Origin of the sequence: Streptomyces sp. WG7, from assembly GCF_049975785.1 — a bacterium.
Classification (GTDB): Bacteria; Actinomycetota; Actinomycetes; order Streptomycetales; family Streptomycetaceae; genus Streptomyces.
Genome location: NZ_JBNGGE010000026.1, coordinates 41,631 through 64,000, shown reverse-complemented (window position 1 = coordinate 64,000; position 22,370 = coordinate 41,631). Strand labels below are relative to the sequence as shown.

Genomic DNA, 22,370 nt, shown 5'->3' with positions numbered 1-22,370 from the left:
GGGGAGCAGCACGACGCCGGCACCGTCAGACTGCCGTGCTCGGGACCATCCCCGCGGGTGCGGGGAGCAGCGGTTCCTTCCGAGGTAGGCCTGGACGTTGCCGGGACCATCCCCGCGGGTGCGGGGAGCAGTTCCTCCACTGTCGCCGAGTGGTTGATGGTTAGGGACCATCCCCGCGGGTGCGGGGAGCAGGGCGCCCTGAAGGAGATCACTGGGACGCCGGAGGGACCATCCCCGCGGGTGCGGGGAGCAGCACGGTCCGGCCCTTCCCGGCGACCGCCGGCCGGGACCATCCCCGCGGGTGCGGGGAGCAGACGCCGGCGGCGGCGCTGCCCTCCCACCGCCAGGGACCATCCCCGCGGGTGCGGGGAGCAGACCCCGGCCGTGGTCGCGTCCGGGGCTTGGTCGGGACCATCCCCGCGGGTGCGGGGAGCAGGCATATCTGAGAGCAGTTGAGAGCCGCAGCGAGGGACCATCCCCGCGGGTGCGGGGAGCAGTACCGGTCGTTGGGGCGGGCGGCCGCGCGCGTGGGACCATCCCCGCGGGTGCGGGGAGCAGCCGGTCGGCCGGCCGGTGATGCCGGGGACGGAGGGACCATCCCCGCGGGTGCGGGGAGCAGCCGCTGGCGGGGAGCTAGCTGATGGCCGCCCAGGGACCATCCCCGCGGGTGCGGGGAGCAGCCGTGGAGCGGGCGGCGACGGTTGCTCTGGTGGGGACCATCCCCGCGGGTGCGGGGAGCAGTCCGCGGGGGCGGCGCCGTCGCTGAATTCCGGGGGACCATCCCCGCGGGTGCGGGGAGCAGGGAACCTGGGGAGGGATGGAAAACGTTCGGCCGGGACCATCCCCGCGGGTGCGGGGAGCAGCGCATGCGGGTTTGCCACCACTGCCAGGAGTCGGGACCATCCCCGCGGGTGCGGGGAGCAGGTGCGGGAGATGCCCGGCACCGAGCGCGACAAGGGACCATCCCCGCGGGTGCGGGGAGCAGCAGCCCGCGCCGGCGCCCGCGCCGCGGTCCGAGGGACCATCCCCGCGGGTGCGGGGAGCAGCGATCATTTCCCGGGCGCCAACGTGCCCGCAAGGGACCATCCCCGCGGGTGCGGGGAGCAGGGAGGTGCACGCAACGGTGGCTTTGATGCTGAGGGACCATCCCCGCGGGTGCGGGGAGCAGACTGTTTGACCTGCGCGTTTATGACTGCAGAGGCGTACTTTCAGCAACTTCTACAGATTCCGGCAAATGTGACAACTTAGACATCGGTGGCGTGTGGCTCCGTAGGCGCTTCCAGGGTTAGCCGATCATCCTACGTCTTGGAAGTACCGGTTTTCGGTGGACTCTTTTGTTTGCTCGTTTTGGTGTGGGGAGACAGTTTTTCCCTGTATCAATCACTCATGAGTGCTGGGGGGAACGCCCGTTCCGGCCTGTTGCGTCGGCTTGGGGAGCCGGCTCGGTCGGTGTGGGCCAAGCATGACCGTGACAGTGACGGTTGGCTGCCGCTGTGGCGGCACATGGAGGACAGTGCCGCGGTGGCCGGCCTGTTGTGGGACCGGTGGCTGCCCGTAGGGGTACGGAAGTTGGTCGCCGAGACGTTGCCGCGGGGGGAGCCGGACGCACGCGCCCTTGCCGTGTGGCTCGCTGGTGTGCACGACGTCGGCAAGGCCACCCCGGCGTTCGCGTGTCAGGTCGACCAGCTCGCCGACGCGATGCGCGATCAGGGGTTGGAGATGCGTTCGGTGAGGGCGTTGGGGCCGGATCGTCGGGTCGCACCGCACGGTCTGGCCGGGCAGGTGCTGCTGGCGGAATGGCTGGAGGAACGGCACGGGTGGGTGCCCGCTCGGACCGGGCAGTTCACGGTTGCTGTGGGCGGGCATCACGGGGTGCCGCCGGAGCATGGTCAGATCAAGGCCCTGTATGAGCGTGAGGAGTTGCTGCGCTCCCCTGGCGCGAGCAGCCGTCTCTGGCGGCAGGTGCAGACCGAGCTGCTCGATGCCTGTGCCGAGCAGTTCTGTGTGGCCGAACGACTGGCGGAATGGCGGAGGGTCAGGCTGCCGCAGCCGGTGCAGGTGCTGCTCACCGCGCTGGTGATCGTCTCCGACTGGATCGCCAGCAACCCGGACCTCTTCCCGTACTTCCCCGACGACGCGTCCCGCAACGACCACGAGCGTCTTTCCGCGGCCTGGCAGGGACTGGACCTGCCGGAACCCTGGCGTGCCGAAGAACCCGACAGCAGTACTCAAGAGCTGTTCGCCTCCCGCTTCGACCTGCCTGCGGGAGCGGAGGTACGCCCTGTGCAGGAAGCGGCCGTGGAGCTCGCCCGGGAGATGGAGGCGCCCGGTCTGATGATCGTCGAGGCACCGATGGGCGAGGGGAAGACGGAAGCGGCACTCGCCGTAACGGAGATCTTCGCGGCGCGCTCGGGGGCGGGCGGGGTGTTCTTCGCCCTGCCCACCATGGCCACCGGCAACGCGATGTTCCCTCGCCTGCTCGACTGGCTGGACCGGTTGCCGGGGGTGGTTGGCTCACGCCGCTCGGTGCACCTGACTCACTCCAAAGCAGCTCTCAATGAGGATTTCGCCGGTCTGATGGCCCGTACGGGAGGGGTCGCGGCCGTCGAAGTGGACGAAGCGGCTCCCCCGTCCCGGCAGAAGCTGGGCGAACAGCACCGCGCGGGGGCCGAGCTCGTGGCGCATGCCTGGCTGCGTGGCCGTAAGAAGGCCATGCTGGCGTCGTTCGTCGCGGGCACCATCGACCAGTTGCTGTTCGCCGGTTTGAAGAGCCGGCACCTGGCGCTGCGTCACCTCGCCGTGGCGGGGAAGGTCGTCGTCATCGACGAGGCGCACGCCTACGACACGTACATGAGCGTGTATCTGGACCGGGTGCTGTCCTGGCTGGGTGCGTACCGGGTTCCGGTGGTGGTGCTGTCCGCGACTCTGCCGGCCTCACGAAGGCGGGAGCTCGTCGAGTCGTACTCCGGCCGTGCTGATTCGGTCGTCTCCGGGGAAATGGTCGCGTCGGACGCGTACCCGTTGCTGACCACCGTCGCTCCGGGCGGTCTTCCGCTGGTCCGCCGCCCGGAGGCGTCGGCCCGGTCGACGGAGGTGAGGGTGGAGTGCCTGGCCGACGGCCTGGACGTGCTCGCCGACCTGCTGGAGCGCGAGCTGGCCGACGGCGGGTGCGCCCTGGTGATCCGGAACACCGTCAAACGGGTGCTGGAAACGGCTCAGGCGCTGCGTGACAGGTTCGGTGCCACGAGCGTTACGGTCGCCCATTCCCGATTCGTCGACCTCGACCGGGCGGACAAGGACAGGGCGCTGCTCCGCCTATTCGGGCCCCCGGAAAAGGCGGACGGCCGGCCTCAGGGCCGGCACGTCGTGGTGGCCAGCCAGGTCGCCGAGCAGTCTCTGGACGTCGACTTCGACCTGCTGGTCAGCGACCTGTGCCCGGTCGACCTGCTTCTGCAACGCATGGGCCGCCTGCACCGCCACCAGCGCGGGCAGGACCAGCGGGAGCGGCCCGAGCGCCTGCGCGCCGCGCGCTGTCTGGTGACGGGGGCCGACTGGGCCGCGGAGGTGCCCGCCCCGGTGCGGGGGTCGGTCGCGGTGTACGGGAGGCACGCCCTGCTGCGGTCGGCCGCGGTACTCCTCCCCCACCTGGACGGCGGGCCCCGGCGACCGGTGCGGCTCCCGGCGGACATCAGCACGCTCGTGCAGCACGCGTACGGAGAAGACCCGGTCGGACCGGACCACTGGCAGGACGCCATGAAGGCGGCGGGCGAGCGGTTCGAGGAGCACCGCGACGACCAGGCCCAGCGCGCCGCCGTGTTCCGTCTGGGAGACGTCGGCAAACCGGGACGGCCGCTCTTTGGCTGGGTCACCGCCGGCGTCGGGGACACCGACGACTCCCCCGCAGGGCGTGCCCAGGTCCGCGACAGCCGGGACAGCCTGGAGGTCGTCGTCGTACAGCGGCGCCGTGACGGGAGTCTCGCCACCCTGCCGTGGCTCGAGCCGGACGGCAAGGGACGACATCGCGCGGGCCTCGAGCTGCCGCAGGACGCGACGCCGACACGGTTCGCGGCGCGTACGGCCGCGAGCTGCGGACTGCGGCTTCCCCTGCAGTTCTCTGGCGAGACCATGGACCGGGCCATTGAGGAGCTGGAGCGGCTGTATCTGCCCAACTGGCAGGGCAAGGACAGCCCTTGGCTCTCCGACCAGCTGATTCTCGCTCTCGACGAGGACTGTCAGACCCACCTGGCAGGGTTTGCACTCCGCTACAGCCCGAGCGACGGCCTTGAGGTGACTCGGGCTGCAGAGGGAGAGCTAGCGGTCTGAGCAACCGCATGGAATCCCCGCTAAGTGCGGGGAGCAGTGAAATGCGCCCCTAAGGCTGGGGCCATCCCCAGGTGAGTGAGGAGCAGCGGACGTATGACACGAGTGACTCGTATGCCATCAACTTTTGGTCGTTGGTCCAACGTACACAGGATGACGCCACCGCGGTTGCAGAGGGTTCTCAGTGCTCCTTCAGCAGCTGATGTCTTCCCTCTGCCCACCGGACCAGCGGCAGGCCAGCCACAGCCGAGATCGCACTGGCCAAAGCCGTGGCGATGCCCCACCTGGCGGCTTCATCCTCAGGGCCCCCCAACGGCAGCCAGCGGCCCAATAAGAGACCTAACCAGAAGATGACTATGACCGCGCCGATAGCGAGGACCCAACGGACCAACCCGTTCAACTCACTGCACCCCTGAGGCTGTTGGAATGACTCGCCTACTCTAGAGGATCGGAGGGCCATGTCGCATCGCTTACCGCAAGTAGCTCCGTCATCCCTGTTCGCGCGGAGCCGTGGGGCATCGGAATGGTCCTGGTTGCGCACCGTGGCGGCCATGGGCATGAAGCCACTCGCCATGGATCGGGCCGCCTTCGCGCACCGCCTCATCAGGCCGTCTACGTCAGCCACTTTGCAGGCACTGTCAGTCCTGCCTGGCAAGCTGTTGTCCTCGTTGGAGTCGAGCAGCGGTCTTGAGGGGAATCGTGCCTGAAACCACTTCCGGCAACCTGAATGTGTTGTCCTTCGATCTGACCAGTCGGCCATGGATCGGCGTGCTGCGGTGCGACGGCTCCCAGGACGAGCTGTCGCTCCGGCAGGTCTTCGCCCAGGCTGGTGATCTGCGGTGTGTAGTGGGTGAACTGGCCACCCAGGAGTTCTCCCTGGTCCGTCTCCTCCTGGCCGTCGCGCATGACGCTCTGGACGGCCCCGGCGACATCGATGAGTGGGCGGAGTTGTGGGAGGACCCGGACTGCTTCGGTCCGGTCCAGGCGTATCTCGAGGAGCAGCGCGAGCGGTTCGACCTTCTGCACCCGGCCGCGCCGTTCCTGCAGGCCGCCGGGCTGCGCACGGCGAAGGACGAGGTGTTCTCGCTCAACCGCATCGTGGCCGACGTGCCTGCCGGGGAGCCGTTCTTCAGCGCACGAATGCCGGACGTGAAACGGCTGACCTTCGCCGAGGCCGCCCGTTGGGTCGTCCACGTCCACGCCTACGACACCTCCGGCATCAAGACCGGCATGGTCGGCGACGACCGGGTCAAGGGCGGCAAGGTGTACCCGCTCGGCACAGGCTGGGCGGGAGGCCTGGGCGGCGTCTTCGTGGAGGGCAGCACCCTGCGCGAAACCCTGCTGCTCAACCTCGTGGCGGCGGACACCGAAGGCCTCGGCTTCGCCCCCGACGACCGGCCGGCCTGGCGCCGTGAGCCCTGCGGGCCGGGCTCCGACGAGCGATCCGCAGCCGGTCTGCGCGACCTGTACACCTGGCAGTCGCGCCGGGTGCGTCTGCACCACGACGCGGACGGCGTGCACGGTGTCGTCCTCGGCTACGGAGATCCGCTCGTCTCCCGGAACAAGCACGGCAGCGAGCCGATGACTGCGTGGCGGCGCAGCCCCGCGCAGGAGAGGAAGCTGGGGCAGTCCCCCGTGTTTCTGCCGCTGGAACACGACCCGGCCCGCTCGGCCTGGCGGGGCATCGCCGCGCTCCTCGCCGACCGGCTGGAGGAGGCCGGCGGTACCGAGGGACCCTCACGGCTGCGGCCGCGAATCCTCGAGTGGGTCGCGCGGCTGGTGACCGAGCGCCACCTCTCCCCTCGTTTTCTCGTCCGCACCCGGGTGGTGGGTGTCCGGTACGGGACCCAGCAGTCCGTGGTCGACGAGGTGATCGACGACCGCCTGGAGATGCCCGTCGTCCTGCTGCACGGCCAGGATCCCGCCTACGCCCGGCAGGCCATCGCCGCCGCCGAGGACGCCGACCGGGCGGTGCGGGTCCTGGGAGATCTCGCGGCCGATCTGGCCCGGGCGACCGGATCCGAGCAGGAGGGACCGAAGGCCGCCGCTCGTGCCGAGGGATTCGACGCGTTGGACCATCCGTACCGCGGCTGGCTGTCCGCCATGGCGGAGGCTCCCGATCCCTTCGAGCACCGGCACACGTGGCAGCGCCGGGTACGGCAGACGGCGGGCCGTCTGGGTGACCGTCTCATCGCCGCCGCGGGTGACGCGGCCTGGGAAGGGCGGATCCACACCGACAACAAGGGCGGCACCCACTGGCTGAACGCGGGCCTGGCCGACGTGTGGTTCCGGGGGCGGCTGGCCAGGGCGCTGGGAAACCCAGACGCTCCCGGCCCCCCGGGCTCCGACGGGAGTTCCACCGCCTCTGCCCACGGCGGCCCGCCCGGCCCGGTTCCCACCGGCCCGACGGGAACCGAACAGGCCGCGACCGACCCGGAGGTGCACGTATGACCACGACCACGACCGCATCCGCATCAGCCCCGCCCGCTGCAGTCCCGGTTCAGCAGCAGGTCGCGGATCTCGCCGCCGCGCACATCGGCTCCTGGCAGGAGGGATACCTCAAGGACAGGTCCCACGCCGTCGGCGCTCTCGCCCGACTGCGCCGCGGTGCCGGCCGTGAGGCGGGCGAGACCCCCGACCTGTGGAGCCTGATCGACACCGATCCGCTTCACACTCCGGCCGCGGGAACAGGGCCGCTGAGCGAGCAAGAGCTGCTGCGTGCCGAGAACGCACTGCACGCGGCCCTCACCCTGTGGGCGTTCCACCAGCAGTCCCGCGGCGCCCCCATGCACCGCCGGCACACCCGTGAGCGGCCGGGCGGCCTGGGCGCGGCGGTGCGGCGCGTGATGCCGGCCGACGGCACCGACGCTCCCGTCCGCAAGCGCTTGGTCCGCGCGGGCACAGCCCCCGACATGGTCACGCTCACCCAGCGGCTGCGCGACATCGTCGCCCTGCTGCGCCGCGACGACGTCCCGCTTGACTACGCGCTCCTCGCCGGCCAGCTCTACCTCTGGCAGTGGCCCGACGGGCCCGCCGCGGTGCGCCGCCGGTGGGGCCGCTCCTTCCACGAGCAGTGGCGGGCCCGGCCGACCTCCGACCAGACCACCGCCCCGGCCTCCGCCGAGAACACCACCCCGGACATCGACAAGGACGCCTCGTGAACCGCATCTTCCTGGACGTGCACGCTCTGCAGACCGTCCCGCCCAGCAACCTCAACCGGGACGACACGGGCGCGCCCAAGACGGCCGTCTACGGCGGAGTCCCGCGTGCTCGTGTCTCCAGCCAGGCGTGGAAGCGGGCCATCCGCACCTGTTTCAAGGACGAGCACCTGCTCGACCCCGCCGAGCTGGGCGTGCGGACGAAGAAGGTCGTGGAGCTCCTGGCCGACCGGATCACCGGGCTCGACGCGGCTGTCGAGCGGGAGACGGCACTGAAGCTTGCCGACGAGACGGTCAGGGCCGCGGGCTTCAAGACCGAGGTCCCCAAGCGGAAGGCGGACCAGGCGAAGAAGGACGGCGGCTCCGCTCCCGCCCCGGAGAGCAAGTACCTGGTCTTTCTCAGCTCCCGGCAGCTCGACGGCCTGGCCCGCCTCGCGCTGGAAGGCGCCGCCGACATCACGGCGTTCCTGAAGACCAAGGAGAACAAGGCCCGGGCCAAGGAGCTCGCGGACACCCGTCACTCCGTGGACATCGCCCTGTTCGGCCGGATGGTCGCCGACGTCGCCGACATCAACGTCGACGCCGCCGTGCAGGTCGCGCACGCCCTCAGCGTCCACCGGGTCGACAACGAGTCCGACTACTACACGGCCGTCGACGACGAGAACACCGACGAGGAGACCGGCGCCGGAATGATCGGCACCGTCGACTTCAACTCGGCTACTCTCTACCGTTACGCCGCCCTCGGCGTGCACCTTCTCGCCGACAACCTCGGTCAGGGCCTGCGCGACGACGAACCGCGCGCCGAGCCGGTACGCCGAGCCGTCGAGGCGTTCGTACAGGCCTTCGTCGACTCCCTGCCCACCGGAAAGATCAACACCTTCGGCCACCACACCGAGCCCGACGCCGTCGTCGTCAAACTCCGCACCACCCGGCCCATCAGTTACGTCGCCGCCTTCGAGGACCCGGTCCGCAGCGACGGCGGCGGGCACATGCGCGAGGCCTCCGACCGGCTCGCCGCCTACGCCTTCGACGTCGAGCGCGCCTACGGCGACCCCGAGACCACCCTCACCTGGGTCCTGCGCGTCGGCCCCGCCACACAGAAGCTCGCGGATCTCGGCACCGAGACCGGCACGCTGCGCGAACTCGCAGCCGCCGTCGGACAGGCCGTCACCGAACGCCTGGAGAAGCCCGCATGAGCCGCCCGAGCGTGCTCGTCCTTCGCCTGGCAGGCCCCCTGCAGTCCTGGGGGGCCTCCTCCCGCTTCACCCGCCGCACCACGGAATCGGCCCCGACGAAGAGCGGTGTCATCGGCCTGCTCGCCGCGGCGGCCGGCATCGAACGCGGCGACGACGCCGGCCTCGCCCCCTTGGCGGCGTTGCGGTTCGGCGTCCGCATCGACCAACCAGGCACCCGTATCCGGGACTTCCACACCGCCCACCACGGCGTCACCGGGGCGTCCATGCCGCTCTCCGAGCGGTTCTACCTCGCCGACGCCGTCTTCGTTGCCGCTGTCGAGGGCGATGACGCCCTGATCACCGGCCTGTACGACGCCCTTCGCGTCCCCGTCTATCCGCCGTACCTCGGCCGGCGTTCGTGTCCGCCCGCGGAACCGGTCGGCCTCGGACTGCACTCGGACGCGCACCTCGAGGACGTACTGGCGAGTGTGCCGTGGCAGGCCTCCGCCTGGTACCGCAGACGCCATCGGACCCCACAGAGCCTGACCGTACTGCGCGAGGCCAACGCCGACGACGAGTCCGCCAAGACGGCCGACGTCCTGCGCGACCAGCCGCTCAGCTTCGACGCCGCCCACCGGCGGCACGCGCTGCGCACGGTCGTCACCGCCGTCGTACCCGCTCCGATCCCCGCGGAGGGCGGCAGTTTTCAAAACACGCACGATCCGTTCGCAGCCCTCGACGTTCTGGAGAATGAGAGCGCCTGATGTTCCTCTCCCGCTTCCGCGTCAACACCGCGCGGCCCGGCGCTCGCCGCCTGTTGTCCTCGCCCCAAGCCATGCACGCGGCTGTCATGTCGTCCTTCCCTCACCTCCTGCCGTCCGACAGCCCACAGCCCGATGCACCGCGCGTGCTGTGGCGTCTGGACCAGCGGGCCCGCGCCGAGGTGCTGCTGTACGTCGTCAGCCCCGACCGCCCCGACCTGACACACCTGGTCGAGCAGGCCGGATGGCCCGCCGTCGCCGGCCCCGAGAACCCCGGCTGGCAGACCCGGCCCTACACCCCGCTGCTCGACCGGCTGGCCGCCGGTGACCGCTGGGCGTTCCGTCTGACCGCGAACCCGGTGCACACCATCCGCCGCAAAGAGGGCGAACCCCGCAAGCTCACCGCCCACCTCACACCCGTCCACCAGATGGGCTGGCTGCTCGACGAGGAACGCCAGAAACGCCTCGGCTTCCGCATCTGCGAGAAACCGGCAGACCGACGCCTCCTGCCCGAGGGCACCGCCCACCACAAGCGGCCCCACCCCGGCGACCGGTACGAACTGGCCATACAGGACACGCGGTCACTCGCCTTCGACAAGTCCCGCGGCTCCGCCGGCCGTCGGACCAAACCGGTCACCGTCGTCACCGTCACCTTCGAAGGACGGCTGGAGGTCACCGACCCCGCCGCACTGCGCCGCACCCTCACCCAGGGCATCGGCCGGGCCCGGGCCTACGGCTGCGGACTCATCACCCTCGCCCCCGTAGCCCAGCCAACGCGCCCATGAGCACGGTCTCCCGGCGCCCGGCACTCACTCCCAGGCAGCTCACCCGTACCGGCGAACGTCTCTCCTTCGTATACCTGGAACGCTGCACGGTCCACCGCGACGCCAACGCCATCACGGCCCAGGACGCGGAAGGCACCATCCACATCCCCTCGGCCACCATCGGCACCCTTCTCCTCGGCCCCGGAACACGCGTCACCCACCAGGCCATGAGCGTGCTCGGCGAGACCGGCGCGGCAGTCTGCTGGGTCGGCGAACACGGCGTGCGCTACTACGCCTCCGGCCGCGCCCTCAGCCGCTCCTCCGCCCTCATGGAGGCCCAAGCCCGCCAGTGGGCCAACCCACGCAGCCGCCTCGCCGTGGCGCGGGCGATGTACCGGCTGCGCTTCCCGGACGAGGACCCTGCAGGCCTCACCCGTCACGAACTCCTCGGCCGCGAGGGAAGACGGGTCAAGGACTGCTATCGGGCCGAGGCCGACCGCACCGGCGTCCCCTGGCGGGGCCGCCGCTACACCCCCGGCGACTTCACCAGCGGAGACGCCGTCAACCAGGCCATCACCGCCGCCGCCCAATGCATGTACGGCATCGCCCACGCCGTCGTCACCTCCCTGGGTTGCAGCCCGGCCCTCGGTTTCATCCACTCCGGCCACGAACTGTCCTTCGTCCTGGACGTCGCCGACCTCTACAAGACGGAGATCGGCATCCCGCTCGCCTTCGACGTGGCCGCACAGGACGAGGACGACGTCGGCTCTCGCACCCGCCGCGCACTACGGGACCGCATCAACGAAACATCCCTGCTGAACCGATGCGTCGACGACATCAAACAACTCCTACTCCCGGAAACGGCCGGCTCCACCGACCATGGCGGCGACGGCGACCGGGACGTGGTCACGCTCCACACCGACCGCGGCCACCAGGTCGCCTCCGGCATCAACTACGACGGCCCCGAGGGCTACGGAGACGAGTTCTGGTGACCGTCATCGTCCTCACCAACTGCCCTGCCGGACTACGCGGCTTTCTCACGCGCTGGCTACTGGAGATCTCCGCAGGCGTATTCGTGGGCACCCCCTCGGCCCGGGTCCGCGACGCACTCTGGGAAGAGGTCCAGCAATACGCGGGTCAGGGCCGCGCTCTACTGGCCCACACCACGAACAACGAGCAGGGCTTCACCTTCCGCACCCACGACCACGCATGGCACCCGACCGACCACGAAGGCATCACCCTGATCCACCGACCCGACCCGAACGCATCCGCTCCCGGCCCAGCTCCTCAGAACGGGCCACCATCTGGCTGGAGCAGGGCTGCCAAACGTCGACGCTTCGGAAGAGGCTGATGGACATCGAGCCCTATATGCCCTATTCGCCGGAACCGAAGAAAGTGCTCGGAAACTGCCTACAGCCCCAATAAAACAGCAGGTTAAACAGTCTGCTCCCCGCACCCGCGGGGATGGTCCCACGGCGAGCGCGACTACGGTGCTCACGCGGCGCTGCTCCCCGCACCCGCGGGGATGGTCCCTCGTTCACGCGGCACCTCCGCACTGGCAGCGCCTGCTCCCCGCACCCGCGGGGATGGTCCCGCCCCAAGGTGTACTGCTCGGACCGCTGCCGGCTGCTCCCCGCACCCGCGGGGATGGTCCCGCACCCCCGAATGCCCCTGGGGCCGCCCCGACCTGCTCCCCGCACCCGCGGGGATGGTCCCAAGAAGCGGGAGAACGGGCGCGCGCTGATCGACTGCTCCCCGCACCCGCGGGGATGGTCCCGGCAGGCGCCGCACCGCGGCTGATGTCCAGAACTGCTCCCCGCACCCGCGGGGATGGTCCCAGGCCGGCCGCGTTGTCGTACACAAGACCGGGCTGCTCCCCGCACCCGCGGGGATGGTCCCAGGAGTCGCGGCTTCGACCAGGGCCCGGCAAGCTGCTCCCCGCACCCGCGGGGATGGTCCCCTGGTGACTTCGACGGCGCCGATGGCCTGGGCCTGCTCCCCGCACCCGCGGGGATGGTCCCGATGAGCCGGTGACCTTGGGAGAGCTGGGTCGCTGCTCCCCGCACCCGCGGGGATGGTCCCAGGTCGTGCACGACGGCCTCCGCCGCCGCCTCCTGCTCCCCGCACCCGCGGGGATGGTCCCCGCGGGCAGGTCGGCGAATTGCACGCGGCTCTCTGCTCCCCGCACCCGCGGGGATGGTCCCGAGGGCCGCGTGGACGCGGACGACTTCGAGGACTGCTCCCCGCACCCGCGGGGATGGTCCCGGCCCGGGGGCCTAATCCCGAGCCGCTTCTGACTGCTCCCCGCACCCGCGGGGATGGTCCCCTGCGTTCGATCGCCCGGCGGGCTCGCGCGGCCTGCTCCCCGCACCCGCGGGGATGGTCCCGAGTCCACCAGACCGGTGTGCGTGGACGCGGCCTGCTCCCCGCACCCGCGGGGATGGTCCCAACGGCACCGCGTGGCGGCCCCTCATGCCGATCTGCTCCCCGCACCCGCGGGGATGGTCCCGCGTACAACGTCATGGGCTGCGCCTCCATGACCTGCTCCCCGCACCCGCGGGGATGGTCCCGGTGAGTGGCTCGACTCCCCGGTCCTCAAGCACTGCTCCCCGCACCCGCACCCGCGGGGATGGCCCCCGGATGTCGGGGTGGTCGGAGCGTGCTGCTCCCCGCACCCGCGGGGATGGCCCTGGGCGGGGTCGAACTCGACTCCGTTGCCACCCTGCTCCCCGCACCCGCGGGGTTGCCCCTCCGACTTCGCGCCCTTGCAGGGGAACTCAACCTCATCCGCTCCGGAGTCGACCGCGACGCCGAACCACCCCGCCGCCTCACCCCCATGGAACGCGTCACCTTCTTCACCTGCCTCGGCGGCTGGGGCCCCGACCAAGCCCGCCACTACCTCCGCGACCGCCTCATCGGCTACCTCCTTCTCGAAGGCCTGCGCCCCGGAGAAATCGTCCGCCTCGACATGTGACACCTTCACGAGAACACCGCCGAAGGCACCTGGGACGTCCGCGCCCTCGACGACTTCGAGAACGTCGGCAAGAAGTTCGTCCTCGAACCCCTCACCGTCGCCGCCCTCCACCACTACCTACCCAAACGCCCACGCCCCGCCGACGGCATCCACGCGTTGATCCTCGGGCAAGGCGGCCGGCCCATCACCTCCCGCTACCCCAGCCTGCTCATCCAGCAGACCTGCGCCACCAACCCGCTTCTCGCCCAGCGCACCCCGCCCGTCACCGCGGACACCATCGCCCACACCGGATTCTGGGACACGCCAAACGCCTGACCCCCGACTACAGCAGGGTCGTATCTTCTAGATCAGCAGGCTCTGAGCGGAATCAGAAAGTTGAGAACCAACATTGCTCCACCCCCACAAGGTTCACGTCGCGCAGCAGCGCTGACCTGCGGCTCTCGTTAACTCAGCCTGGAACAAGGGCTCTTGCTTGCGTTGGTCGTCGGCGTACAGAGTGAGGGCGTCGGGCAGTCGGCCCGACCGTGAAGAGGGCCCCGCACCCGGACGAGCCTGGCCAGGCATCGGGTGGAAGCCCCATCACGCGGATTGATCCCCACGAGTGCTGAGGAGATCCGTCATGAGTGACGGTAGCAAGACGAAGGACACCGGCAACACGCCCGACGAGCCGGAGACCCGCAAGCAGCGGGTCCGCCGGCGGATGCGGGAATGGCAGATCCGGCAGCACCTCGCCCGCGGCCTGGCCTACGGCGTCGGCAGCGGCGCCGTGAGCCTGCTCGTCGTCTGGGTGCAGACCCGGTACTGACACACGGGGGCACGTGGCTGGAGGTTCAGTCGTCGCTGCGACGCTTCGCCTGGACCTTCAGCCACGGGTTCTCCGCCCGCGACTGGGCCCGGTCCAGGTACTCCTTTTCCCTACGGAGGAGCCCGCCGCCCACCGTCCCTGTTTCGTCGGGTCCCCGCCAGCGTCGGCGATGGCCTGGGCGCCGCCGCGGCGCAGCCCATGGGCGGTCACCGCAGTCCAGTTCGGCAGGCCGGCCTTGTGGGCGCGGCTGCGGACCCAGTCGTTGATGGGTCGCCTGTGACGTGGTCCCCGCGCACGGCGGCCGTGGCACGGTTCTGGAAGGTGTCGGCGGAGGTGAGGGCGCGGAAGAATGCGCCGTCGCGGACCCAGCTTATCGCTGATCAGCCTGGCGCAGATATGCACCAGGCTTGATAGGCCCGCGGCCAGTCACACCGTGGGCACGTGCCGGTCGTCCCACCGGAAACCACCCTTGCCCTTGGCCCAGCTCAGCCCGTGGACCCCTACCAGCGGCAGAATCTGGGGGACGCCGGCCGCGTCCTGGCGGGGCCGGTGGAAGCGGGTCACGTAGTGGACGCCCGCGGTGCGGTCCCGGCAGTACTGCCAGGCTGGAACACGGCACTTGGGGCAGGCCGTCTCGGCGCACGCGTTCCAGGCGCGGCGCAGGGCCGCTTCAACGGCTGCAGGGTTGTTACTCGTTGGCTTCGCCGCCAGGGTGAAGTACTCCATCGGCCGATGATGGCAGCTCGTCATCCTGCTCGTCATGCGTATGCGGTCCCCCGTGTCTGGAAGCTGGAGTGCGGTCAGTTCGGGCGAGGGGTGACGGGATCGGTCCGGCCGGCCGGCCGCGTCAGGATGCGGCGCAGCTTGGCAACGAGCTCTTCGCTCGGCTGCGGAGCCTCGGCGACGCGCCGGTGGATGTGGGCGATGGCCTCGTCACCAAGGAGATGGCGGCGCTGCTCTCTGTCCATGCTGACTCAACGACCAGGCGGTTAGAGCAGCACGTACAGTCCGGCCGGGCTGACCAAGCGGCACCATCCCCGAGTCGGGTACTCCCTGGGGTAAATAGACGTGAATAGATGCTTGACGAACGAGCGCGCGCGGGATTCTCTATGCGTAAGCCTGATGTCTATTCACTTCTGTTGCTACGGGAGGCCGCATGCGCATTACCGTGACGATCGACCAACCCACCGAAGACTTCCAGGGCCGGCTCCTCGCCCTCCTTGCCGAGCACGCCAGCCAAGTCGAGGTCGACAACACGTGGACGCCCGAACGAGCCGAGCGCTACTACCTGGCACTCCCAAGTCGGGCCCGACGGATCCTGAAGGAGGCCGCAAACCGACCCAACGGGTTTGTCGGCGCTGACGACCTCCGCGACGAAGAGAACAGCAGCCTCCGCGGCCATGCCGCGCCCTTGAAGCGCATCCTCGATCGCGGAGCACGAGAAGGCTGGTGGCCGACAAGTATGGAGCCGCCTATCCAAGCGCAGGGCCCCGGCTTCGGAAGGGTGGTCGGCTATCGGATGCCGGACCACCTCATCAACGTCTTCCGGGACGCGGCCGACAAGCCCTCCCGCGACTGGTAGTAGTCGAGCAATTGTCAAAAGCTGTGGATCAGTAGCTGTTCACGCAGTCTCGTGGTTCAGGTGGATGAGCCCTTCGAGGGAGCCCAGGCGGGCGTGCAGGGCGGGGTCCGGGGTCGGGGTGGTGGTGAGCAACAGCACCTGGGCCGACGAGTGTTCCGGAGCGTAGAGGTCGTCTTCGCCGTCGTCGCCGGGGATGGGGTTGGGCTGGATCTCGATCCGTCCGTTAGGGCTGCTGGCGAGATGGTAGACGCCCCGGTAGTCGCTGTCGCGCTCGGTGAAGACCAGCCCGAGGCGGTCGCTGACGAGCCGGGTCAGCTCGTCGGCGGTGTGGGTGCTGGTGCCGTAGGTGTGGCGGTCGGTCATGGTGCACCAGACCCTATGCCGCGACGGTGGCGGGGGCTCGACCAGTTGTCCGCGTTCGAAGCGGGCCCCGGCACGGACGAGGGCGACGAGGTGGGGTGCGTTCACGGCTCGCCACCGCTGCTGAGCGGACTCGACGAGCTTGAAGACCATGGCCAGGGCGGCGGTGCGGGAGCCGGCCCCGCGAGTGACCTTGGTGCGCAGGCGGACGGTGGCGAAGGTGGACTCGATCGGGTTGGTCATCCGCAGATGGATCCAGTGCTCGGCAGAGAAGTCGTAGAAGGCCAGCAGCTCGGCCTCGTCGTCGGTGATCTTCTTGACGGCCTTGGGGAACTTCGTGCCATAGAGCTGGGCGAAATTCTTGATCGCCTTGGCTGCGAGGTCGAGGTCCTCGGCGTTGTAGATGTCCTGAAGTGCCTTGCGGGCGCCGGGCTGGGCCGACTTCGGCAGAGCGTTGAGCACGTTGGCCGTTTTGTGAACCCAGCACCTCTGATGCCGGGAGGCGGGGAAGACCTCGGACAAAGCCTTCCAGAAGCCGAGAGCCCCATCGCCGACCGCCAGGACCGGGGCACGCATTCCCCGGCGGGCGCAGTCGCACAACAGGTCCGCCCATGACTCACCCGATTCACGGTAGCTCCGTCAGGTCGCGGTCCATGAAGGCGGCGTGGTCGGCCTGCCATTGCTGGGTCAGCCGGGCGACCGTGGCAGGGGACTGTCCGGCCGAGCTTTCAAGGAATTGTTCCAGCGCGGGTACGAAATCGCCCGAGGACAGGCCGTGCAAGTAGAGCAGCGGAAGAACCTCGCTGATCTTCGGGCTCTTGCGGCACCAGGGCGGCGGCAGGATCGCGGAGGAGAACCGCTTGCGCTCGCCCGTGGCCTCATCGACGCGCTTATCGTTGACCCGCGGCGCCTTCACCTCGACCGCGCTGGCCGCGGTGGTGACCTGTCTGGGCTGGTGATAGCCGTTTCGGACCACCAGGCGGTGCCCCTTGTGGTCGCGCTCATCAGCCAACTCGGCTATGTAGGTGTTGACTTCGGCCTCCAATGCGGTGGCCAGCATCCTTCTCGCACCCTCCCGGACGATCTCGTCGATCAGGAAGGAGCCGTTGGTGGTGGTGCCGTCGTCGTTCACTACGCTGAGCACGGACGTGCCTTCCCGGCCGGTGCTGCGAACACCGGTCTTGCTCGGTGACCTATCGATCAATCACACGGGAAGGTACGTCCTCCCCGAGATGATCCACAGGTCTTGAGCTTTGCTCGAGCCCGGCCTACGATCGGCGAGCTGTTCGCTGAAACTCCCCACTCGGTGGAACGCCGGAGCAGTCGGCGTCAGCGGTGAGGTCGCCCGTCCGGCGTGGCGAGTCCGCCCAGCAGCCGCCGGTCAGGGGTGCGCGGTGGCGGTACGGCCGCCTGTGACGCGAAGAAGGTCTAGTTTCCCCGCGTCGATGCTTCCGCTCGCTGCCGTGTAGGTGACCATGCGCAGGTCTGCGCCGGGGACGATGAGGACGTCGCAGTCGAGCAGGATGTCGCCGATCTCCGGATGCCGGATCGTCTTGCGGTCCGTCGTGTGCTGGGCGGCGGCCGTCTGCGTGGCCCAGTACTGGGCGAACGCATCGGATACTTCTCGCAGTTCCCGCACGAGACGATCGAGCTGGGTGTCCCGGGGATAGCGGGACACGGCGTCCTTGAGGTCGGCGACGATCGACTCCGCGAAGGCGTCCTGTCCGCGCTCGGATCGGACGGGAAGCATCGAGGCGTGTGCGGCGCCGTCGCCGAAGAGTGCACGGGCGAGGTTCCGTTCGGCGGCCGGGAGGGCGGCGGGGTCGCCGTGCAGGGCGCTCCACGTGGTGTTCCACCACACCAGGGTCCAGTCGGCGGTGAACACCCCGATCGGTACGTCGCCCAGGCGCGCGGCGAGCCGTTGGATGCCCGGGGGCACATGGGTGCTGACCGTCCCGTCCTGGGGCGGCAGGAGCCCGGCGCTCCGGTACAGCTGGTCGCGCTCGGCGCGGGAGAGCTGAAGGGCCCGGCCGAGGGCGCCGACGACCTGGGCCGAGGGATGCTTCGCGCGTCCCTGTTCCAGGCGCAGGACGTAGTCGACGGAGAGCCCGGCCAGCTGTGCGAGCTCCTCACGGCGCAGTCCCGGGGCACGACGGCCGTCCGTCGTCGTGAAGCCGACGTCGGCCGGGGACAGCCGGTCGCGCCAGGCGCGCAGGAGGGCGGCGAAATCGGAGCGGGGGGAGGCCATGGGGTCATTCTCGCCGCGCGGCGCCGGATGAGCCTGGGTACTGCCAGTCCTAGTGACGGGGACGGCACTGGCCGGCGGTGGCGCCACCGGCGAACGTGGCGATGTGCCCGAGCCGGGCCCATCGTCTGACCAGTTGAGGAGCCTTCCATGCAGCACACCATCGTGATGACGGGCGCGAGCCGCGGGATCGGCCGCGTCGCCGCGGAGCACATCCTGCGCCGGTCGCCGGACGCGCACCTCCTGGTCGTGGCCCGCGGCTCCTCCGGCGCGCGGCTCGCCGCGGAGCTCGGCGCGGGCGGGCACCCGGTCTCGCACGTCCCGGCGGACCTCGGCTCGCTGGCCGCCGTCCGCTCGGCCGCCGACGAGATCCGCGACCGGCTCGACCGCGCCGACCTGCCGCCGCTGCGCGGCTTCGTGGGCAACGCCGGCATGCAGTACACGAACGCGCTGACCGAGGGACCCGACGGGTTCGAGGCCACCTTCGCCGTCAACGTGCTCGCCAACCACCTGTTCGTCCGACTGCTCCAGGACCGTTTCACCGCTCCCGCCCGGATCGTGATCACCGCCAGCGACACCCACTTCGGCGACTTCAAGCACAACATGGGCATGGTGCCCGGCCCGGCCTGGACGACCCCGGACGTCCTCGCCCGCACGGGCGCCTTCCCCAAGCCGGACACCGCGGCCGGCGGGCGTACCGCGTACTCGACGAGCAAGCTGGCCACGATCTACCTGGTTCACGAGTACGCGCGCCGGCTGCCGGCCGGGATCGACGCCGTCGCCTACAACCCGGGGTTCGTGCCCGGCACCGGCCTCGCCCGCAACGCAGGACCCGTCTCCCGGTTCGCGATGCGCCGCATCATGCCGGTGATGACCCTCACCCCGTTCGCCACCAGCCGCAGCGCCGCGGGCCGCTGCCTCGCCGACGTCGTCCTCGGCACGATCCACGCACCGACCGGCTCCTACGTCGACCGCAGCCGTGCGGCCCGCTCGTCGCGGGAGTCCTACGACCCGCAGCGCGAAGGCGAGCTCTGGGAGGCCGCCGAGCGGTTCACCGCGGCACACGCAGCCAGGGCGGACACGTTCCCGGGCGACGTGACCGGGACAGGCGACATGACCAGGACAGGCGACGTGACCAGGACAACGCCAGCGTCCTGACCTTCCGGCTGAGCAAGAGAGCTGCACGTGCCCGACCGGTGTGCCTGCCGGCCTGTCTGAGCGCGAGGGCGTGTGCGAAGGGGTCGTCTCCGGGGAAACTCACGGACGCGGCCCGTTCGAGGCGGTGGTGGAGGGCCTCGTAGAGCTCTCCGAGCGTGACGGTCATGAGGCGGCCCCGCCACTGTCCTGCCGGGCGGTCACGAGGAGTTCCGCGGCGGCTGCCGCGTGGCCGGCCACGCGGTTGAGCCGCTCCGCGTCGTCCGCGCATTCCGGTACGGAAGCCAGCCGTCGCAACGCCGCTCCGACATGGCGCAGCAGCGCCCCGGGTTCGTGTCGTGCCGCGTTCGCGTGTTGGTCACACTCCACGCCCATTAATGCACCGTCCCTTGCTTGCCCGCGCATAGCCGCAGGTCAGCGACGTGCATAAGGCGTCATCCATGAATGAATCAGCTGACCGGCCGGAAGTGCAGGAGCCGCCCCGGAAGTCGGGGCAGGGTTGAGCCATCCCCCACTCGGTCGTTCGACCACTTCTTTCCGCGCCTTCATGGCCTCTCGAAGGAGATCCGCCTGTGTCCATGCGCCCTTCACGCGCCCTGCGGCTGGCAGCGATCGGTATCGCCACCGCCTCCCTCACGAGCGGCGCGCTGCTGACCACCGCGCCCCAGAGCGCCGCCGCGCCGCCGAGCTCGTACACCGTCAAGGGCGTCGACACCAGCCACCACAACCACGACGCGACGGGGAAGGGCATCGACTGGAAACGTGTCGCCCAGAAGAACGCATTCGCCTTCCTGAAGGCGACGCAGGGCTCCCGCTACAAGGACCCCTGGTTCGCACGTGACTTCAAGGCCGTTTCCGCGACGCCGCTGCTGCGGGCCCCGTACCACTTCTTCGACCCGAAGAGCCCCCGGGACGGCGCCGCCCAGGCCGACCACTTCATCCGCACCGCACGCGCCGCCGGATACAGCGGGACGAAGGCGGGAGAACTGCCCCCGGTGCTCGACGTCGAGAGCGTGTGGGTGAACGGGAAGGAGGTGTGCCCCAAGGCCCTGCGCGCCGGCCAGCTCGACGTCTTCCTGAAGCGGGTGAAGACGGCGTTCAAGGTGACGCCCATCGTCTACACCCGCGCCTCGTTCGTGAACGACTGCATGGGGGGCAAGGGGCAGGTCTTCAAGGACTATCCGCTGTGGCTCGCCCGCTACGGCAGTGGCGCCCGCGAACCGCAGCCCGTGCCGGGAGCCGGCTCCTGGACGTTCTGGCAGTACACCGAGAGCGAGCGCGTCCCCGGCATGCCCGGCGCCAGGAACACCGTGGGCACCGCCGACCGCAACGTCTACCGCGGCACCCTCGCCCAGCTGCGCGCCATGGCCAACCTCGGCAGCACGCCGACTCCCCCTCAGCCGGAGACGTCCTGGCCCACGGTGAAGTCGGGGCAGCGCGGTGTCGACGTGACCACCGTGCAGCTGCTGTTGACGGCCCGGGGCCACGCGACCAAGGCGGACGGCGTCTTCGGGGCGGGGACTGCGGCGAAGGTCAAGGCCTTCCAGAAGGCACAGCGCCTGAAGGCCGACGGTGTCGTCGGCCGGGCGACATGGACCCGGCTCGTCGTCACCGTCAAGACCGGCTCGAAGGGCGCGGCGGTCAAGGCCCTCCAGCACCAGCTCACCGCCAACGGCCACACCGTCAACACCGACGGCAGCTTCGGCGCGGCAACCACCACCGCGGTCAGGGCCTTCCAGAAGGCACACCGCCTGCCTGCCGACGGCATCGTCGGCCCGGCCACCTGGGCTGCCCTGGTGGCCCGATGAAGCCCTCAGCCACGCACTACCGGAAAAACTTCGTCCATAACGTAAGGAAGCACAAGCACACCATGCGTACCGCGACACACAGGATCCGTCTCATCGCCTCCGCGGCCCTGCTCACCACCGCCCTCTCGACCGGTGCCGCGGCGACAGCCTCGCCCCACGCACCAGCCTCCGCAGCCACGGCTGTAGCACCCACGGCCTTGGCACCCGCGGCCGTGGCACCCGCAGCCGCCGCTCAGGCGTCCTGGCCCACGGTGAAGTCGGGGCAGCGCGGTGTCGACGTGACCACCGTGCAGCTGCTGCTGACGGCCCGGGGCCACGCGACCAAGGCGGACGGCGTCTTCGGGGCGGGCACTGCGGCCAAGGTCAAGGCCTTCCAGAAGGCACAGCGCCTGAAGGCCGACGGAGTCGTCGGCCGGGCGACATGGACCCGGCTCGTCGTCACCGTCAAGACCGGCTCGAAGGGAGCGGCGGTCAAGGCCCTCCAGCACCAGCTCACCGCCAACGGCCACACCGTCAACACCGACGGCGTCTTCGGTGCCGGGACGGCAGCGAAGGTCAAGGCCTTCCAGAAGGCACACCGCCTGAAGGCCGACGGCATCGCCGGCCCGGCCACTTGGGCCGCGCTCGTCCGCGGAGGTGGCAGCGGTGGCGGGAGCGGCACGCCCGGAGGCGGCGGAAAGCTCAGCGACGCCCAGGCGTCGGCCAAGCTGAAGGCGGCCGGTATCAGCCGCGTCTCCAGCGGGAACTGCACCGACCGCAACCGCAGGAACTGCACCAGCCTGCAGGGCATCCGTGTCGGTACCGTCAACGGCGTCATCTCCCTGAAGAAGAAGAGCGGCTGCAAGGTCGTCGTCACCGGCGGTACGGAAACCGGCCACGCCGGTGGTAAGTACAGCCACTGGAACGGCTACAAGATCGACATCAGCCACACCCCCTGCGTCACCAACTACATCCAGAGCCACGCCAAGAAGCACCACAAGCGCGGCGACGGCGCCTGGGTGTGGCGCGTGACGTCCGGCGGCAAGGCGGTTGTCGACTACGCCGACGAGCGCCGGGCGAACCACTGGGACATCACGTACTACTGACCGCCGAACGCGGCCCGCCGCTGTAGCCGGGCATGTCGGTTCCCGGGTCCGGCGGCGGAGGGAGGGGAGGCTCCCGGTGGCCGCCGGCGCAGGCGGGGAGCCTCCTGTGCGGCCTGAAGGCGTGCAGCGTGTTGATCCGCTCGGCGCCCGGATGCAGCGGCGTCGCAGATCACCGCGC

The 22,370-nt window shown here is 70.2% G+C and carries 19 protein-coding genes, 1 pseudogene and 2 CRISPR repeat arrays (1 of these 22 only partly in view); of the genes and pseudogenes, 15 read left to right on the top strand and 5 right to left on the bottom strand.

What is annotated here, in order from left to right:
• A CRISPR array of direct repeats spans positions 1 to 1,168; the repeat unit is 29 nt; unit sequence GGGACCATCCCCGCGGGTGCGGGGAGCAG (it extends 632 nt beyond the left edge of the window).
• 218 nt (positions 1,169 to 1,386) lie between these two features.
• The 11 genes from cas3 (at position 1,387) to ACP4J0_RS23855 (ending at position 13,957) form a co-directional block, all read left to right on the top strand.
• Positions 1,387 to 4,323, top strand: coding sequence for a CRISPR-associated helicase Cas3' (gene cas3 / locus ACP4J0_RS23905; RefSeq protein ID WP_426600764.1), 2,937 nt, complete (start codon positions 1,387 to 1,389; stop codon positions 4,321 to 4,323).
• Positions 4,324 to 5,019: 696 nt separating this feature from the next.
• On the top strand, positions 5,020 to 6,771 hold the full coding sequence (casA, locus tag ACP4J0_RS23900; RefSeq protein ID WP_426600716.1) for a type I-E CRISPR-associated protein Cse1/CasA: 1,752 nt from the start codon (positions 5,020 to 5,022) through the stop codon (positions 6,769 to 6,771).
• The gene (casB, locus tag ACP4J0_RS23895; RefSeq protein WP_426600715.1) at positions 6,768 to 7,481 is read left to right on the top strand and encodes a type I-E CRISPR-associated protein Cse2/CasB; all 714 of its coding nucleotides are present in this window, start codon (positions 6,768 to 6,770) and stop codon (positions 7,479 to 7,481) included. Before casA ends, casB begins: the two co-directional genes overlap by 4 nt.
• Positions 7,478 to 8,674 (top strand): type I-E CRISPR-associated protein Cas7/Cse4/CasC, encoded by a 1,197-nt coding sequence (gene cas7e, locus ACP4J0_RS23890; protein ID WP_426600714.1) that lies wholly within the window; start codon positions 7,478 to 7,480, stop codon positions 8,672 to 8,674. The genes casB and cas7e overlap by 4 nt, the downstream gene beginning before the upstream one ends.
• A complete protein-coding gene (cas5e, locus tag ACP4J0_RS23885; protein ID WP_426600713.1) occupies positions 8,671 to 9,417 on the top strand; it encodes a type I-E CRISPR-associated protein Cas5/CasD in 747 nt (248 codons plus the stop codon). Before cas7e ends, cas5e begins: the two co-directional genes overlap by 4 nt.
• Positions 9,417 to 10,199, top strand: a complete 783-nt coding sequence (cas6e, locus tag ACP4J0_RS23880; protein ID WP_426600712.1) for a type I-E CRISPR-associated protein Cas6/Cse3/CasE — start codon at positions 9,417 to 9,419, stop codon at positions 10,197 to 10,199. Before cas5e ends, cas6e begins: the two co-directional genes overlap by 1 nt.
• Positions 10,196 to 11,170: a type I-E CRISPR-associated endonuclease Cas1e gene (gene cas1e, locus ACP4J0_RS23875; RefSeq protein ID WP_426600711.1), complete on the top strand. Its 975-nt coding sequence runs from the start codon at positions 10,196 to 10,198 to the stop codon at positions 11,168 to 11,170. Before cas6e ends, cas1e begins: the two co-directional genes overlap by 4 nt.
• Entirely contained in the window at positions 11,167 to 11,529 is a 363-nt protein-coding gene (cas2e, locus tag ACP4J0_RS23870) for a type I-E CRISPR-associated endoribonuclease Cas2e (RefSeq protein WP_426600710.1), read from the top strand. Before cas1e ends, cas2e begins: the two co-directional genes overlap by 4 nt.
• Before the next feature lie 92 nt (positions 11,530 to 11,621).
• Positions 11,622 to 12,748: direct repeats of the CRISPR family, unit length 29 nt; unit sequence CTGCTCCCCGCACCCGCGGGGATGGTCCC.
• Positions 12,749 to 12,837: 89 nt separating this feature from the next.
• A complete protein-coding gene (locus ACP4J0_RS23865; protein ID WP_426600709.1) occupies positions 12,838 to 13,152 on the top strand; it encodes a hypothetical protein in 315 nt (104 codons plus the stop codon).
• Between the two features lie 156 nt (positions 13,153 to 13,308).
• Positions 13,309 to 13,467 carry a hypothetical protein gene (locus tag ACP4J0_RS23860; protein WP_426600708.1) on the top strand — a complete coding sequence of 53 codons (159 nt, stop codon included), beginning with the start codon at positions 13,309 to 13,311 and terminating at the stop codon, positions 13,465 to 13,467.
• 304 nt (positions 13,468 to 13,771) lie between these two features.
• Positions 13,772 to 13,957, top strand: coding sequence for a hypothetical protein (locus ACP4J0_RS23855; protein ID WP_426600707.1), 186 nt, complete (start codon positions 13,772 to 13,774; stop codon positions 13,955 to 13,957).
• Positions 13,958 to 14,383: 426 nt separating this feature from the next.
• On the opposite strand, the gene ACP4J0_RS23850 is transcribed toward ACP4J0_RS23855, so the two are convergent.
• Entirely contained in the window at positions 14,384 to 14,683 is a 300-nt protein-coding gene (locus tag ACP4J0_RS23850) for a hypothetical protein (protein WP_426600706.1), read from the bottom strand.
• Positions 14,684 to 14,757: 74 nt separating this feature from the next.
• Positions 14,758 to 14,925 carry a hypothetical protein gene (locus tag ACP4J0_RS23845; protein WP_426600705.1) on the bottom strand — a complete coding sequence of 56 codons (168 nt, stop codon included), beginning with the start codon at positions 14,923 to 14,925 and terminating at the stop codon, positions 14,758 to 14,760.
• Positions 14,926 to 15,113: 188 nt separating this feature from the next.
• On the opposite strand from ACP4J0_RS23845, the gene ACP4J0_RS23840 reads away from it, so the two are divergent.
• Positions 15,114 to 15,539 carry a hypothetical protein gene (locus ACP4J0_RS23840; RefSeq protein WP_426600704.1) on the top strand — a complete coding sequence of 142 codons (426 nt, stop codon included), beginning with the start codon at positions 15,114 to 15,116 and terminating at the stop codon, positions 15,537 to 15,539.
• A gap of 393 nt (positions 15,540 to 15,932) precedes the next feature.
• Here ACP4J0_RS23840 and ACP4J0_RS23835 read toward each other — a convergent pair.
• Together ACP4J0_RS23835 and ACP4J0_RS23830 are read right to left on the bottom strand one after the other, a co-directional pair.
• Positions 15,933 to 17,043 (bottom strand): annotated as a pseudogene (locus ACP4J0_RS23835) (IS256 family transposase); the annotation flags it as partial.
• A 237-nt stretch (positions 17,044 to 17,280) separates the two neighbouring features.
• Positions 17,281 to 18,147 carry a helix-turn-helix transcriptional regulator gene (locus ACP4J0_RS23830; protein ID WP_426600703.1) on the bottom strand — a complete coding sequence of 289 codons (867 nt, stop codon included), beginning with the start codon at positions 18,145 to 18,147 and terminating at the stop codon, positions 17,281 to 17,283.
• Between the two features lie 147 nt (positions 18,148 to 18,294).
• Between ACP4J0_RS23830 and ACP4J0_RS23825 the strand changes: the two genes are divergently transcribed.
• A complete protein-coding gene (locus ACP4J0_RS23825; RefSeq protein ID WP_426600702.1) occupies positions 18,295 to 19,302 on the top strand; it encodes an SDR family NAD(P)-dependent oxidoreductase in 1,008 nt (335 codons plus the stop codon).
• Between the two features lie 162 nt (positions 19,303 to 19,464).
• On the opposite strand, the gene ACP4J0_RS23820 is transcribed toward ACP4J0_RS23825, so the two are convergent.
• A complete protein-coding gene (locus ACP4J0_RS23820) occupies positions 19,465 to 19,668 on the bottom strand; it encodes a hypothetical protein (protein WP_426600701.1) in 204 nt (67 codons plus the stop codon).
• Positions 19,669 to 19,877: 209 nt separating this feature from the next.
• On the opposite strand from ACP4J0_RS23820, the gene ACP4J0_RS23815 reads away from it, so the two are divergent.
• Both ACP4J0_RS23815 and ACP4J0_RS23810 read left to right on the top strand, forming a co-directional pair.
• Positions 19,878 to 21,107 (top strand): GH25 family lysozyme, encoded by a 1,230-nt coding sequence (locus ACP4J0_RS23815; RefSeq protein WP_426600700.1) that lies wholly within the window; start codon positions 19,878 to 19,880, stop codon positions 21,105 to 21,107.
• A gap of 62 nt (positions 21,108 to 21,169) precedes the next feature.
• Positions 21,170 to 22,192 (top strand): peptidoglycan-binding domain-containing protein, encoded by a 1,023-nt coding sequence (locus ACP4J0_RS23810; protein ID WP_426600699.1) that lies wholly within the window; start codon positions 21,170 to 21,172, stop codon positions 22,190 to 22,192.
• Positions 22,193 to 22,370 lie beyond the last annotated feature (178 nt).